9 protein-coding genes and 2 pseudogenes are annotated in these 15,991 nt (G+C 37.5%); 9 read left to right on the top strand and 2 right to left on the bottom strand.

Going from position 1 to position 15,991, the window contains the following annotated elements:
* Positions 1–115: 115 nt before the first annotated feature.
* Positions 116–814: pseudogene (locus tag N5O98_RS22620) on the top strand (tyrosine-type recombinase/integrase); the annotation flags it as partial.
* Between the two features lie 29 nt (positions 815–843).
* Here N5O98_RS22620 and N5O98_RS22615 read toward each other — a convergent pair.
* Complete coding sequence (locus N5O98_RS22615; RefSeq protein WP_229127996.1) at positions 844–2,040, bottom strand: restriction endonuclease subunit S; 1,197 nt, start codon at positions 2,038–2,040, stop codon at positions 844–846.
* 295 nt (positions 2,041–2,335) lie between these two features.
* Between N5O98_RS22615 and N5O98_RS22610 the strand changes: the two genes are divergently transcribed.
* The 8 genes from N5O98_RS22610 (at position 2,336) to N5O98_RS22575 (ending at position 14,191) form a co-directional block, all read left to right on the top strand.
* Positions 2,336–2,878: an RNA polymerase sigma-70 factor gene (locus tag N5O98_RS22610; protein ID WP_008651269.1), complete on the top strand. Its 543-nt coding sequence runs from the start codon at positions 2,336–2,338 to the stop codon at positions 2,876–2,878.
* Between the two features lie 58 nt (positions 2,879–2,936).
* A complete protein-coding gene (locus N5O98_RS22605) occupies positions 2,937–3,932 on the top strand; it encodes a FecR family protein (protein ID WP_004310976.1) in 996 nt (331 codons plus the stop codon).
* Between the two features lie 127 nt (positions 3,933–4,059).
* On the top strand, positions 4,060–5,007 hold the full coding sequence (locus N5O98_RS22600) for a glycosyl hydrolase family 18 protein (protein ID WP_032845179.1): 948 nt from the start codon (positions 4,060–4,062) through the stop codon (positions 5,005–5,007).
* Between the two features lie 264 nt (positions 5,008–5,271).
* A complete protein-coding gene (locus tag N5O98_RS22595) occupies positions 5,272–8,613 on the top strand; it encodes a TonB-dependent receptor (protein WP_004310974.1) in 3,342 nt (1,113 codons plus the stop codon).
* A 19-nt stretch (positions 8,614–8,632) separates the two neighbouring features.
* Positions 8,633–10,240, top strand: coding sequence for a RagB/SusD family nutrient uptake outer membrane protein (locus tag N5O98_RS22590; RefSeq protein ID WP_004310973.1), 1,608 nt, complete (start codon positions 8,633–8,635; stop codon positions 10,238–10,240).
* A gap of 43 nt (positions 10,241–10,283) precedes the next feature.
* Positions 10,284–11,234 (top strand): glycoside hydrolase family 18, encoded by a 951-nt coding sequence (locus N5O98_RS22585; protein ID WP_004310972.1) that lies wholly within the window; start codon positions 10,284–10,286, stop codon positions 11,232–11,234.
* Between the two features lie 12 nt (positions 11,235–11,246).
* Entirely contained in the window at positions 11,247–12,908 is a 1,662-nt protein-coding gene (locus N5O98_RS22580) for a BT_3987 domain-containing protein (protein WP_004310971.1), read from the top strand.
* 32 nt (positions 12,909–12,940) lie between these two features.
* Positions 12,941–14,191 (top strand): DUF1735 and LamG domain-containing protein, encoded by a 1,251-nt coding sequence (locus tag N5O98_RS22575; protein ID WP_004310970.1) that lies wholly within the window; start codon positions 12,941–12,943, stop codon positions 14,189–14,191.
* Positions 14,192–14,985: 794 nt separating this feature from the next.
* Here N5O98_RS22575 and N5O98_RS22570 read toward each other — a convergent pair.
* Positions 14,986–15,671 (bottom strand): annotated as a pseudogene (locus tag N5O98_RS22570) (DUF1016 N-terminal domain-containing protein); the annotation flags it as partial.
* Between the last annotated feature and the right edge of the window lie 320 nt (positions 15,672–15,991).

The following is a 15,991-nucleotide window of genomic DNA, read 5'->3' as shown; positions in this document are numbered from 1 at the left end:
TAACGAAAAACTTTATACCTAAAGATACGAAAACTTTGGGTAATAACAAAGCCCGGGCTTGAGAAAGTCTGGGCTTTGCGCATAAAAAAAGGCTGTGTCAGCGTTTTGACACAACCTCAACAAAAAGAACCTTTTAACATATAAAGGGTATCTGGTGGAGAACTTCAAACCGCAGACGGTAAATCTACGATTGCAAGGTATCAACAAGTATTTGGAATTTACAAAACAGGAAAAACTGAAGGTAAAGTTCGTCAAAGTGCAGCAGAAGAACTTTTTGGAAAACGTCATTAGCGATGCAGACTACAAATTTCTAAAAACACGCTTAAAAACCGATGGTTATAATGAGTGGTATTTTATCGTATGGTTTATGGCTGCCACAGGCGCACGTGTCAGTGAATTGCTTCACATCAAAGCTGAGCATGTACATGTTGGTCATCTTGATCTTTACAGTAAAGGTGGAAAAATACGTCGTTTATATATTCCGAAAAATTTGCGTACAGAAGCTACGAAATGGCTCAAAGAAAAAGGCCTTATTTCCGGCTATATATTCTTAAACCGATTTGGAGAACGTATTACAACACGTGGCATAGCCCAACAACTGAAACATTTTGCGGAAAAATACGGAATGAATAAGGAAGTGGTTTATCCTCATTCATTCCGTCATCGTTTTGCCAAGAACTTCCTTGACCGATTCAATGACCTTGCCCTACTTGCCGACCTTATGGGACATGAAAGTATTGAAACTACTCGTATCTATCTTCGTCGAACAGCCAGTGAACAGCAAAAAATTGTGGACAAAGTAGTAAATTGGTAAATTTTATCTATTCTTAGAAGTGTAATTAATTACACTTCTAAGTTTTTTTGAATATCATCAAGGGATGAAAAAAGTTCTTCCATCTTTTGAACGATGCGTTGTTGCTCGTTGATAGGGGGGAGTGGAAAATACATATCATTAAAGTCTGTAATATTAAATCCTGTTTGGGCCGTCCTTGAAATTTCTTTTAGTTTTCCTTGATATAGGTCAGATAAATAATAATAGTATGCAAACTCCTTGTATATGAGATTTTCAAATTTAAAGATAACTTTTGCCATTGCCACATTATAAGCCCCTTGTTCAGCATAAAACACTTTTCCTAAAGAACCACCATAACGTGCTAATAATATATCTCCTTTTTTGGTTTGTTTTGAAGCAAGATTAATTGGGATATAAACAGGTACAGGAGACTCTCCATAATCTCTAATCTGATAAAGTCTAATGTAATTTGGTTTAAGTATAGTTTCAAAATAACTCTTTGCAGGTTGTGATCCTCCAGATATATCTAAGATAGAATTATGGCTACACCATACCCATGTCTTAGGTATTTCATAAGGCAACTTCCCACTATGTCTGTTATCACAAGGTGTGAAGTCGGGATTTATGCGCTTCAACAGTTCAATGGCAGATTCGTCATTCGGGTCTTGAGGCACGAGTTTGCCGTGAATGGCGAGGTCAAGGATTTTACCCTTAATTTGCTTGATAGTTGTCTGTAAATCGGTTTTTCCTTGCTCTATTTGGTCAATCAAAGCAAACCAATGTTCAATCTCTTCTACGATACGGTATTGTTCAGATAATGGAGGTAATGGTACTATCAACTTCTTAAATTTATCAAAATCTATACTATCAACGGTAGTACCATCTTTATGATAATCTTTAAGAATCACCTGCTCTTGAGCTTTTATCACATAATACAAGTATGTGTGAATATGTGATAAAACACATGAAATCGCCTTTACATCTTGATTAACGGTCGCTTCTGTATCTAAAATTGCAATGGGGAATGTATGACGTAATATTCCACTTCTTGTCACTATTAATAATGTGCCTTTACCGTAAATTGTCATTTGATCTAATGCTGCATCGGAAATTTTCAACAAGGAATCTGCTATATGAGCAAACTTCATGTCTTTTGATGTTATCCATAGATGCTTAGCATTATTCCAATACTTTCTGTTATCCATTGAGGGCGTTTTTCCTCCCCCAAAAGTAGCTAAATCATCCAAAGAACAAATAGTCCAACCTTTCGGCAAATATTTGTTCTCATAATGGTACGTATGTAGTTTTTAATTAATCGAAAAAAGTGTTCGTGATAGACGAGTATGCTAGAATTTTTAAGTTGTTTCTCAAAAGAATGTCTAAAAAAGTAGAAGTTATTTTATTTTTGAGTTGGATTTAGGGATTAGAATTTAATTGTAACGATATGGTAATGTTTTATTAAAAATAAAACCATTATTACTTTCAATTCTAGATAAGTTACTCTATCTTTGTAAGGTAACACAAACAAAAGTGTAACCTTATATGAATCAAGACCATTGTTTAGTAGAACAGTTTGAAATGATATTTAGAGCTCATTTCTCTTCAGTGAAGTTTTTTATCAATATGTTTCTTAAATCGGAAGCAGATGCGGAAGATTTGGCTCAAGATGTATTTACCAAATTATGGACTAATTTTGAGACGTGGCAAAATAATGATGGAAAAGAAGGGTATATATACGCTATGGCAAAAAATGTTGCATTTGATTTTATCAAGCACAAAAGACTGGAAAATGATTATCGGGAGGAACAAATAAAGAAAAGTACAATTAAGGATTTGTTAGGCTTCTCAGATCCGTTAAATTCGCTTTATTATAAAGAAATGCAACTAATAATAAGAATGGCTCTTGAAAACTTTCCTGAACGTCGCAGAAGGATTTTTGAGATGAGCCGTTTCAATAATATGAGCAATCAGGAGATTGCATTATCCTTACATCTTTCTGTTCGTACAATAGAGCATCAGATATATTTGTCGCTTCAAGTTTTAAAGAGAATCATTTTAATTTTATTTTTCCTGTATTTTCTTTAAGTAGCTGGAATGTTTCAATCGTTATATATGAAATTTCAAAATCTAATATAATGATAACATGAAGAATTATTTTCAGAAAATATTATCCCTTTTTGCCCGACATAATTATTCGGAACAAACAAATCAAATGTTTTACAGGTGGTTGGTTGATAATGAATATGAAAAAGAAAAGGATGAAGCATTACAGGAGCTTTATCTAGAAGCAAGAAAAAAAGGAAAAGTATTCGACCTGGAGAAATCACTGGAACGTTGGAAGTTAGATAACAATCTTACACATGTTCAACCTCAACAAAAGTCCGATAAAAAACTGTTTATGCGATTGTGGCAATCGGTAGCTGTTATATTATTAATAGTATCTATATCTTTAGGATATCTGCTTTGTAAGGCAGAAAAAGACGATTCAGGAATAACTCAGCAATGCATATCGGGCACTCAGATGAAGACATTTTTTTTGCCTGACGGAAGTCGGGTAAGCATGAATTCGAGGAGTATGTTATTATATCCCGAACAATTTACAGGAAAGTACCGTAGTGTTTTTCTAATTGGCGAAGCTAATTTTAAAGTAAAAGCTAATAAAAACAAACCGTTTATTGTCAAAACCAATGATTTTCAAATAACAGCTTTGGGAACCGAGTTTAATGTATCCGCATATACTGAAGATAATAATGTTTTTACAACTCTAATAACAGGGAGTGTTCTTGTGGAATTTGACGACTTGGGCAAAAAGAAGTTGCTTAAGCCAAATGAACAATTGGTGTATAATAGGAAGAGCCGTCAAGATACTCTGACTTATCCTGATATGAAAGATGTGACAGCATGGCAAAAAGGTGAGTTGGTATTTAATCGAAAGACTATAACGGAGATTATAACGATATTGGAACGTAAGTACGATTGTAAGTTCTTTTATAATCAGCATAGCTTAAAGAATGATCGTTATAGTTTCAGGTTTAAAGATAATCCACCTTTGTCTGAAGTTATGGATGTTATTGTTGATGTAGCAGGAGATTTATGTTTTAAGATAGAACATGATAAATGCTATATTATGCAGAAATAATTTTGATATTAGAAAGTTAAAGCGGTGGAAGGTATGTCGAATAACTAAAACGGAGAAAGGAGGAATTATTAAGCTTTTAGAACGCATTACCTAAGCAAAATAGTAACCATATAAAAAGTAATACTATATGAAAAATTTGAAATACTTCTTGTTACTCGTTGTAGCAATGGTGGCAGGAACTTTGATCATAAGTTGCAGTAGTGATGACTACATGGGAGAGGCACAACAACAAGGTATTTCGCCAACTACTTGCGGCGTCAGCGACAAGATGCCGAAGTTGACTACTTATATTGAAACTAATGATGTAAATCCTCTAAATGCAGGAGAGTACTATTTTACAGGTACGGATCCGCAAGAGCAGGTGATTGATAATGTGATTCTGTTTGCTTCTAATATTCGGGGTGCGGCTAGTACTGTTCAATTGTATCATAACAATAATCAGTCTCATATATTGACCAATGCCGGTACGCTTATCGCTCCTTTACAACAGAAAGGTATCAGAGTCTCTTTAGGGCTGTTGGGTGATCACACCGGAGTGGGGTTCTGTAACTTGACACCGGCTATGATTGAAAGTTTTGCACAACAGATTGCCGCTTGTGTTAAGCAATACAATTTAGATGGTGTGGATTTTGATGATGAATATGCAGACTATTGGAAGGCACCTTCTAATTTACCTTCACCAAGTACTACGATTTTTGGAAATCTTGTAAAAAGAGTGCGTCAGTTGTTGCCTGATAAACTGATTACAGTATTCAGTTTTGGTGGTTATACAAATTTTGATGCGACTACAATGAATGCCATTAGTTACATGTGGCCTGATTTCGGGGCGGATTGGAGTACTCCGGCCGGATTAGGGAATAGCAAATGGGCAAAGATGTCAATACACTGTACGGATGGTAGACCAAGTGCAGGTGTGATACAAAGTAGCGCTGCAAATTATAGTGGCTATGGCGCCATTATGATGTTCAATCTACGCGAGTCCGGTCAAACAAGCTTAATGAATAACTTTGCTTCAAGAGTTTGGGGAGGCAAGACCGTATCTCGTACGACGACTATCTATGCGAAGAATTATTAAGATATCAGGACGCTCCATGTGAATGAATTGAAGACTGGAAGTGATAGACTTTCAGAGAAGGACACTTCCGGTCTTTTATAAATTAACCTGAATATACAAACTGCAGATGCCTTTCATTTGTTGATAGGCACTGCTTAATAATAAAGATATATGTGAAAAAGTATCTATGCCAGGAATCTTCCTGCCTTGGATATGAAATCGAAAATTAAAACAGATAGACATGTGTTGCGAATAAAAAAGTTAGCAAACTAATACTTAAAATTCATGTTACACAGTTATACATTGAAAAATGATAAGAAGGCAAAAGGGATAAGATTTGTGTTGTTTTTATTTATGGTTGTAATACAAGCTACAGCTTTTGCCCAAGGTGGTATGAAAATTACTATTCAAAAAGAAAATATAACTGTTATTGAAGCACTGAAAGAAGTGGAGAAGCAATCAAAGCTTTCAGTAGGATATAACGATTCGCAATTAATTGATAAACCGGCTATCAATCTCAATTTGAAAAATATTGATTTGGAAAAAGCCCTCTCGATTATCCTTAAAGGAACAGGATTTACTTATGGAATTAAAAGAAATTATATTAATATTATTCCTCAACCAAAGACTGGAACTGTGGTTGTTAAACAGGTAACAGGAAGGGTTGTTGATGAGAAAAATGAACCACTGATAGGAGTAAATATACGGGTAGAAGGGACTGATGATGGAACTGTTACTGATTTGGAGGGTAAGTACGTCATAAAAGCTTCTATAGGTAGTATATTAAGCTTTACTTATATTGGCTATATTTCGTCTTATGTAAAAATAGCAGATAAGAATGTGTACAATATACAAATGTCTGCTAACGTAGAGGCGCTAAATGAAGTAGTTGTAACTGCCTTGGGTATCAAGAGGGAACAAAAGGCTCTGAGTTACAATGTACAACAGGTAAAATCCGACCAGTTGACAAATGTCAAGGATGCAAACTTTATTAATAGCCTGAATGGTAAAGTCGCAGGAGTTAATATAAACAGTAGTTCTTCAGGAGTAGGTGGAGCTAGCAAGGTGGTGATGCGTGGTACAAAGTCGATAGAACAAAGCAGTAATGCATTGTATGTTATTGACGGTATTCCCATGTTTAATTTCGGAGGTGGCGGTAGTATGGAGAATGGTTCACAGGGAGTGACTGAGAGCATTGCCGACATCAATCCGGATGACATTGAAAGTATCTCAGTGCTGACTGGAGCAGCAGCTGCCGCCCTTTATGGAAGTAATGCGGCAAATGGAGCCATCGTTATTAATACGAAACGTGGCAAAGTTGGTAAATTGCAGGTTTCTGTGTCTAGTAATACCGAATTCGCTAAACCATTCGTACTTCCACATTTTCAAAATCGCTATGGTACAGGCAGTTCGGGAAAAGCAGGTAATTCTACTACGTTGAGTTGGGGGACTTTATTAAATGACGCATCTCGTAGAAACTATGAACCACGTGATTTCTTTGATACGGGGATAACTTATACCAATTCCATTACATTATCAACGGGAACAGATAAGAATCAGACCTTCTTTTCTGCTGCTGCGGTTAATTCGGAAGGGATTGTACCAAACAACCGTTACAACCGTTTTAATTTCACCTTCCGTAACACTACAAACTTTCTGAATGACAGGATGAAGCTTGATGTAGGTGCAAGTTATATTATTCAGAATGACCGCAATATGACTAATCAAGGTGCTTACTCAAATCCGATAGTTCCTGTTTATTTGTTTCCACGTGGCGACGACTTTAATTTGATAAAAGTGTTCGAACGTTGGGATCCGGCCCGTAAGATTAAAACTATGTTTTGGCCTCAAGGGGAAGGAGACTTGCGGATGCAGAATCCTTATTGGATCGCTTATCGCAATTTACGGACGAATGACAAGAAGCGTTATATGCTGTCTGTCTCTTTAAGTTATGATATTACAGACTGGCTGAATATTTCAGGGCGTGTTCGGGTTGATAATTCCAGTACCAAATATGAACAAAAATTATATGCAAGTTCCAATACTACTCTTACTGAAGGTAGTGCACAGGGATTTTATGCTATATCTAAACCTGACGAAACACAAGTGTATGCTGATGCGTTGGCAAATATAAATAAACGTTTGGGTGATTATTCTATTGTGGTCAATATCGGGGCGAGCATCGTAGATAATAAGTATGACGAATTGAGTTATCGTGGGCCGATACGTGCCAATGGTATTCCCAATGTTTTTAATGTGTTTGATCTTGACAATACGCAGAAAAAAGCACGTCAGGATGAATGGGAAGAACAGACGCAGTCTATATTTGCCAGTGCTGAAGTAGGGTGGAAGAGTATGCTTTATCTTACGCTGACCGGACGTAATGACTGGGCGTCACAGTTGGCAAACTCATCTTCTACTTGTTTCTTTTATCCGTCAATTGGACTTTCGGCTGTCGTCTCTGAAATGGTGAAACTACCTTCTTTCGTTGATTATCTGAAAGTGCGCAGTTCGTTTAGTTCGGTGGGTATGCCTTATCCTCGTAACTTGACATCGCCTACTTTTGAGTATGACGAAACTACTCAAACGTGGAAGCCGAAAACACATTATCCCATTGGTGACCTTAAACCTGAACGGACCGATTCATGGGAATTAGGCTTGGATATGCGGCTTTTCAAGGACTTTAATCTCAGTTTGTCATGGTATTTGGCTAATACGTTTAATCAGACGTTCGATCCGAAAATTTCCGTATCATCCGGATATACTACCATTTACCTTCAAACAGGATATGTACGTAACCAGGGAGTAGAGCTTTCATTTGGTTACGGACATACATGGAAGAAAGATTTTCGCTGGCAAAGTAATTTTACATTAAGCCATAACAAGAACAAAATTATAGAATTGGTAAAGGACTATATACATCCGGAGACTGGTGAGCCTATAAATAAAGATCGGCTGGATGTAGGCGGACTCGGAAAGGCCAGATTCATATTGAAAACAGGAGGTTCGCTGGGTGACCTTTACACACAGTCTGATTTGAAGCGGGACGACAATGGAATGGTAGAAATTTCTCCTGCGGGTACATTAGTAACAGTGAATAATCGACCTGATATTAAATTAGGAAGTGTTTTCCCTAAATGTAATTTGGCATGGAACAATCAGTTTTCATGGAAAGGGTTTAATATCAGTGCTTTAGTTACTGCACGTATAGGCGGTATTGTTTATTCGGCTACTGCAGCGGCCATGGATCAATATGGGGTATCTGAAAGTTCGGCGGTTGCCCGTGATAATGGTGGGGTATTAGTGAATGGACGTAATAGGGTGGATGCGCAGACATGGTTCACGGCTATCGGTTCACAAAGTGGTCTGCCACAGTATTATACTTATAGTGCTACCAATATTCGATTGCAGGAGGCGGCTATCGGTTACACGCTTCCACGTAAATGGTTGCATGATGTATGCGATATTCAGTTGTCTGTTGTGGGACGCAATCTCTGTATGATTTATAATAAAGCTCCTTTTGATCCGGAAGCCGTTGCAACGACTGGTAACTATTATCAAGGGATCGACTTTTTCATGTTGCCGAGTACCCGTAATGTCGGTTTGAATGTGAAAATCAACTTTTAACAGATAAAAAGTAGTCACTATGAAATATATAACATCTACCATAAAATTGCTTTCGCTAGCGCTATTGCTTATTGTCGGTTACGCTTGTACGGATAATTTCGATAAAGTCAACCGGAAGGATTATCAGGTTGACAAAGAAGAGCTGGGGCGTGAAAGTTATAACGTAGGCGCCAGTCTTAAAGGATTACAAGGGTTGGTGATTCCTACGGAAGAACATCTCTATCAGTTTGTTGAAGCACTTGGCGCAGGTGCGTTTGCCGGTTACATTGGTTGTACTGTAGAATGGACGGCTAAGTTTGAAACGTATAATCCACCAATAGATTGGCAAGAAGCTCCTTTTTCAGATTTAGTCACCCGTACTTATCCGTTTTATCGGGACTTGTTGGATAAAACAGACGATCCTGTGGCGTTGGCACTGGGGAAACTGTTTCGTGTGGTCATCATGCAGCGTGTGACAGATATGTACGGTCCGATTCCTTATTCAAAAATCATTTCTAAAACAGGTAAGATTTCTCTTACCGTACCTTATGATTCGCAGGAAGAGGTATATAAGCAAATGTTCAGTGAATTGGACGAAGTGAGTGATGTCCTTAGGGATAATCTCAATTTGAGTGCGGAAGCTTTTCGTAAATTTGATGATGTATATCAAGGCGATCTTTCCAAATGGCTCAAATTTACTAATTCACTCAAATTGCGTATGACCATGCGCTTGACTTATGTACCGGAAATGCAGGCGGAAATACAACGAATAGCCGAAGAAGCTGTAACGGCAGGCGTAATGACGGAAATAAATGATAACGCTTTCTTGAAAGTGGAAGAAAATAGGGTTGCTATGATTTTTAATGACTGGAATGACCAGCGTGCGGGGGCTGATATTATCTCATATATGAATGGTTATAAAGATCCGCGTCGGGAAAAGATGTTCACTACAGTGAAAATGATTGTATATGATGAAAACTTCCAACCGCAAGAGGTTGATGGATACGCGGGTATTCGTATTGGCATTGATGTGACTACCAAGGATGAGATGGTAAATGCATACAGCATACCGATTATCAGCAGTACCAGTCCTTTTTTATGGATGAATGCCGCAGAAATCACTTTCTTACGTGCCGAAGGTGCCTTGCGAGGCTGGAATATGGGTGGGGAAGCTAAAGATTTATATAATATGGCGATAGCTCTTTCTTTTGAACAATATGGTCTGTCGGGCTCTGAAACCTATGCGGAGAATTCGACTGACACTCCGGAAGCGTACAATGATCCGACATTTGCCTATACTGATTGGGAAGGTCCGAGAAGTACTATTACTATTGCTTGGGAAGATGGTGCGGATAATTTTGAACGTAATCTTGAACGTATCATCACTCAAAAATGGATTGCTAATTTCCCTTTAGGTGTTGAGTCATGGAGTGAACTCCGCCGTACAGGATATCCTCATCTTATGCCGGTTATAGAAAACAAAAGTGGTGGTAGCATCAGTTCCGAGCATATGATCCGTCGTTTGTGGTATCCGCCTACAGAATATACTGAAAATCTTTCGAATATCAATTTGGCGATAGGTATGTTAGGAGGTCCTGACAATGGGGGAACGAGATTGTGGTGGGATAAGAAATCTTATCTCAATTGACGAGAGAGTTTGAATACGAATAAAAGAATGAAAAAGAATTTATATGAAAACAATAATATATAAACAATTCATTTATAGTCTTCTGTTTTTAACGGCTTTTTTATTGCCTGTTGCTTGTGATGACTGGAATGAACCTGAAATTGTAGATATTGATATTAATAGTGCGAAAGAACAGAATCCGGAACTATGGGCGCGTTATATGCAGGCATTACGTACCTACAAACAAAGTAAACATTACTTGTCATATGCGCACTTTGATAATTCTCCGGAAAAATCGCTAAATGAAGGTAGTTATCTTCGGGCATTGCCGGATTCGTTGGATATTGTGACCTTGGGTAATTCTCACCAAATCTCTGATTATGATCGGGAGGATATCCCTCTATTGCAGGAAAAGAGTATCCGGGTGCTTTATTTGATAGATTATGTAGCTCACGCCTCTTCCTTAACAGATATCACGGCATTAAATAGTTGGTTGGATAAAGAAATTGCTACGTCGGCCGAACTCAATCTGGACGGATTTGCTTTTACCGGTCTTCCGCTCTATAATGGAACTGATGCTGAATTGGCATCGTATAAAGAGAAATCACGGCTGATTGTTTCTAAATTATCTACTGCTACGGGACAGGATAAATTATTGGTATTGGAAGGAAATCCGGCTTTCGTTGATGAAGCAGACTTTGACAAATTGAATTATATTGTGTTGAATACTGCAGAGTTGACCAATGTAACCGATTTGAAATTGCAGGTGACGGGGATTCTTGCCAATAGTTTATTGTCTAAAGATAAATTATTGTTATCTGTTCAAATGGGCGGACAAGTAATTGATGAGACTGGTGTAAAACAAGAGGCTGTAACTTTAATGACTGACCGTGTGGTTGCTCTTGGTCCATTAGCTGGATTGGGAATTTATGCTATAGGCAATGATTATTATAGCCCGATAAGGAATTACGAGATTACACGAACGGCTATTCAACTAATGAACCCATCGAAATAAAAAAGAATTAATATGAAAAAGAATCTTATCATACATTTTATATTAGTATTGTTACTGAAAATAGGAGTAACAGGGTGTACCGAAGAGACTATCTCAATGAATGCGGACAGAATGCCTGACGAGACGGCTATGGATAATATTGCAGGTGCCCTGCGTAACACAACTACATTGACTAATAAAGCATTTATTGAGTTGACGGAAGGGGACGAATCTGCCACAGAGGAAATATTCTATTCACTGTCACAATCAGCCGGAAGCAGGTTGACTGTCACAGCCGTTGTAAACGAGAAGCTTGTAGAAGATTATAATGAGGAAAACAATTCCAAATTGAATACATTGCCGGCTGGGAATGTGCAGTTCGAAAATGGCGGAGTTCTTTCAATAGATGCTGGAGAACAAAAATCTGCCAAAATCAAATTTACTATATCCACAGCCGGACTGAATACTGATACTCCATATCTTTTGCCATTAACTATGGAAGAAATACCTACAGGAGTAAAGGTGGATACTAAGAAACAGGTGCTTTATTATATTGTAAATATTCGGAAAAGAATAACGACTTGTTATCCTAATAACCAGTATGAACAAATAGATATGCCGCCAATGCTACCTGATGCATTTGTTGTTTTCTATGTGAATACTTCAACTTATCAACCGTTGATAGCTGATGTTTATGGAATTCAAAAAATTAATCAGATAGATTATACTCAAGCTTTACATAATATAGGTAGTATCGTGAATCTACGAATTGTGACAATGGACTATGAGTCTGCAACAGGACGTGCACTGCTCAATTTGAGTAGTGACATACGTGATGTGTTGGAAAAGGCGGATAAGTTTATTCGTCCGCTTCAGGAACACGGACGTAAAGTATGTCTTAGCATTGAAAATGGTAATAAAGGGTTTGGCTTTTGTAATTTAAACGATATGCAGCTTGCAGATTTTGTTCAACAGGTGAAAAATGTGGTAGAACTTTATCGTTTGGATGGAATAAATCTCTGGGACAAAGTGAGTACTTATAACAAGGAAGGTATGTTTGCTATGAATACAGTCTCTTATCCTAAACTAATAAAAGCATTGCGGGATGCACTTCCTGAAAAGTTGCTGACAGTTGTTGATAAGGGAGAAGCTACTGAATATTTTTATGATGTAAATCGATGTGGCGGCATTGAGGTAGGTAAGTATATAGACTATGCGTGGCATGCGTATGATAGTGGAAAAGAAGTGGTACAGATTATAGAACCATGGGACGCAGAGCATCCTTATAGTGAATATACTCGTAAACCTATTATAGGGCTGGCACCGGAATGTTATGGAAGTTTGGTTATTCCATTATATGAAAAAGGAGAAAATCCTTTGAGAGATAAATCGCAATATAGGATGGTGGATTGGAAAATGAATAAGCGTAAAAAAAATAATATTGTTGTATATGCGTTTGATCTTACAGCCAATGAGCAAAATATGTATGAAGGAATGGTGAACGATATCGCGATAGGAGATGGCATTAACGCTATGATGGATGATGGTGCTTATTGGGGGCAATCCATCTATCCTCCTTATGATTGGGGATTTATTTCCGGTGAGTATTCTTATACTTATAAACCGTTGGACTGGCTTTTGCGCCAGATGTATAATGTGTATTCAAAAGGATGGGTACGTCCGTCCGGAATGTGAGAAATAAAATGAATCTTAAAACTAAAGATATAATGAGTCTGATAATTCAAAACAAGAATATAATGAAAATAAGTAATAATTGTTTGGTCATGGTTTTCCTGTTATTAATAACAGGTTGTGACAACAAAGATTATACTAAGGAATCTCCTTTTGGTAATAGTGTATATATTGATGCGGCGAAAGTGAAGGATATAGCTAATTTTACATTTAATAATCTTAAACAGGATGGACAGCAACAGATTTCTGCTGTATTGGCATATCCTGCTGAGCAGGATATAGATGTCAGCTTTCGGACAGATCCTTCATTGATAAGTTATTATAATGCACGTTTAGGGAATAATTATGCAATGTTGGATGCTAAGTATTATAAGTTCTCCACCCAGCATGTTGTCATTCCTAAGGGAAGTGTAGATTCGGAAATGGTAACTATTGAATTTTCCAACCTGATAGACTTGGATATTGACACTAGCTTTCTATTACCTGTTACTATTGGAGAAGCATCAGGAGGGATGAGCATATTGGGCGGATCTAAAAATATCTGTTACATAGTGCGTCGTTCCAGTGCTATAACTACTGCTGTCAGTCTTGCTAACAATTATTTTGAGATACCGGGATTTGTTGCCGGTAGTCCTACTGCTAATGTAGTAAACGGATTGAAGCAACTTACTTTCGAAGCTGTTGTTCGAGTGAATAGATTTGATCCTCTTACTGAAATCTCATCCATTATGGGTATTGAGCAATATTGTTTGTTACGTTTTGGTGATTCTGGCTTTCCTAGACAGCAATTGCAATTTGCGGTTAATGAAATGAAATTTCCAAATGCCAATGATGGTAAACTGTTGCAACCTGGTGAGTGGTATCATGTTGCCGTTACTTATGACACGGAGACAAAGGCTGCTATTATGTATGTAGATGGTAAAGAGCAGAGCCGCATTGACGATTACGGAAATGGGGAAGCCATAAACCTTGGAAAACAGAAGAAAGGAGACTTTATGTTTAAGATAGGACACTCTTATGGAGACCCCGACGATATGAGTCGGCAATTAAATGGAGAGATTTGTGAAGTACGTATATGGAATGTGCTCCGTTCACAAGAAGAAATTTACAGGAATATGTATGATGTTGATCCCCAAACTACTGGTTTGAAAGCTTACTGGAAGTTCAACGAAGGTAAAGGAAATAACATTGCAAAAGACTTGACCGGTAATGGAAATGATGCTGTGGCTTATACAACTGCTATATGGCCGGAGGGGATTGAAGTACCGCAGAAAAATAAAGAGTAGCTTTTGGGAATAATATCTTGAAATGAAATTAGTGCAAATAAATCACCTTTGTTACATTGTGTTTCAAAGGTGATTTTTCTGTTTAGATTCAATTCTTTAAAATATCAGTCATTTTATCTTAGGCGATATATAATGTGCATTTGCTATAAGAATAATGCTTGGTGCTTTGGTTTTCTCGGATTTTATGTTCACCTTTGTATTGCATTACAATATTTAAGTCGTTTATATGTCTTAGGAGATCCTTAGTTGTCGTCAGTTGCAGGTATATATATACTTTGCAGTTAATGATAGTACGGCTCTGTGTTCCTCGTGTGGTAGGTTAATTACCCCACTCATATCCTAGGCTGCGGCTAATAGATTTGTAATGCAGCGGGGGATCAGGGTCGTATCTTTTTATTGAGATTTTTATATACCATTCTGCATTATTTTATAATAAAACATTGATTTTATTGGCTTTATAAGGAAATAGTCTTATCTTTGTAGGGCATTACATGTCTATTTTGCCGACTGGAAGCCAAGGAGCCTTTAGTCGTAAACGACTACGAACATATTAAAAATATGTTCGTAGTTTCGCGATATTACGGTTCTGTCCCCGTGTGGAGGGTTAATGCCCCCACTGTATCCTAGGCTTCGGCATAGATATGTAATGCAACGGGTCAGCAGGACCGTATTTTTTATATTGATTTAGAACTTGACTCTGTAAAGACCCTGTAAATGGGAAAATTTAGCAATATAAATATTATTTTATGTATCGTTTATCGTATTGATTGAGTAATGAAACGTGCGATATAGTTTAGTTCCATCAGGAATCGGGTAATGTTATTCAGTAGAGCATTTTTGAGCAATCGTTCATTGTAACGCCCAGTTATACCCGTGAAAGCAAAATTGTAGGGGTCTTTGGTCAACTCCTGTGCAAGGTCGCTCATCGCATCGGGCAATGTTTTTGTAAAGTTAGTCAGTGCCTTGCCCTGCCGCTCATAAAGGTCGGTGCTAATGAAATTGAGCAGCATACTACGACTCCAGCCGTTCTCCACCGTCTGGTGAACATAGAACAGAGCTTTGTCTATATCGTCTTTCACTTTATCCATTATCAAGCAATGGTGTCTCCATGGGACTTCAAATATTCCACCAACTTGGTGGAATAATTCCGTTTCATTTTTTCCACCAAGTTGGTGGAAAGTTTTCAGAGCATCCTTATATAACAAATAAAACTTCCTACAATAGTAGATATTGCTCTTTGACAAACCAGCTGCATTGGGTATAGCTTCACGTAAATCTTTGCTCAATTGAGTGATAACACTTTCGCCCCAGCGTTCTTCTACGTGCAATTCAACAATGTCACGACCTAAAAGCCAGTTGAATTTCAACTGTTCCACATTTACTTTCACCGCTGCCTTTATTTGGCTTTGACGATAGCGACCGCAAAGGTCTTTCACCCATTGCAGTATTCTTTATCAAGTATGTTTATTGACTTGTTCATCGTAATCTATAATACTTCAGTTGCGTTAATTTTTAGTTCTCCTGACATCAGCTTCGGGAGAAGTGTGTCGCGTAGAATTGTTAACCTAATACTTTCCTGATCATTTCTTAGTATTTGGTCGAAATGCGGTTTATTTATCTGCCTATTTTTGTAAAACAGATGATTCTTATTGTTATATGTATTGTATCTTATCCGCATTTTAATTAATGTTTTTACGATGAGATAGTTTTTTGTCATTGTGATTAATGTTTATTTATGTACTCACTTTAAGTTCTTAGAAACTTTTAATGAGGTTGATGCAAAAGTAGAAAATAATTTCC

The organism is Bacteroides sp. LFL-34 (genome assembly GCF_027257075.1).
Classification (GTDB): domain Bacteria; phylum Bacteroidota; class Bacteroidia; order Bacteroidales; family Bacteroidaceae; genus Bacteroides; species Bacteroides ovatus.
This window is presented reverse-complemented; position numbering and strand designations above follow the sequence as displayed.

Coding starts and splice junctions, on each gene's coding strand:
- N5O98_RS22610 (WP_008651269.1), top strand. CDS start 2,336: ATGAATCAAGACCATTGTTTAGTAGAACAGTTTGAAATGATATTTAGA.
- N5O98_RS22605 (WP_004310976.1), top strand. CDS start 2,937: ATGAAGAATTATTTTCAGAAAATATTATCCCTTTTTGCCCGACATAAT.
- N5O98_RS22600 (WP_032845179.1), top strand. CDS start 4,060: ATGAAAAATTTGAAATACTTCTTGTTACTCGTTGTAGCAATGGTGGCA.
- N5O98_RS22595 (WP_004310974.1), top strand. CDS start 5,272: ATGTTACACAGTTATACATTGAAAAATGATAAGAAGGCAAAAGGGATA.
- N5O98_RS22590 (WP_004310973.1), top strand. CDS start 8,633: ATGAAATATATAACATCTACCATAAAATTGCTTTCGCTAGCGCTATTG.
- N5O98_RS22585 (WP_004310972.1), top strand. CDS start 10,284: ATGAAAACAATAATATATAAACAATTCATTTATAGTCTTCTGTTTTTA.
- N5O98_RS22580 (WP_004310971.1), top strand. CDS start 11,247: ATGAAAAAGAATCTTATCATACATTTTATATTAGTATTGTTACTGAAA.
- N5O98_RS22575 (WP_004310970.1), top strand. CDS start 12,941: ATGAGTCTGATAATTCAAAACAAGAATATAATGAAAATAAGTAATAAT.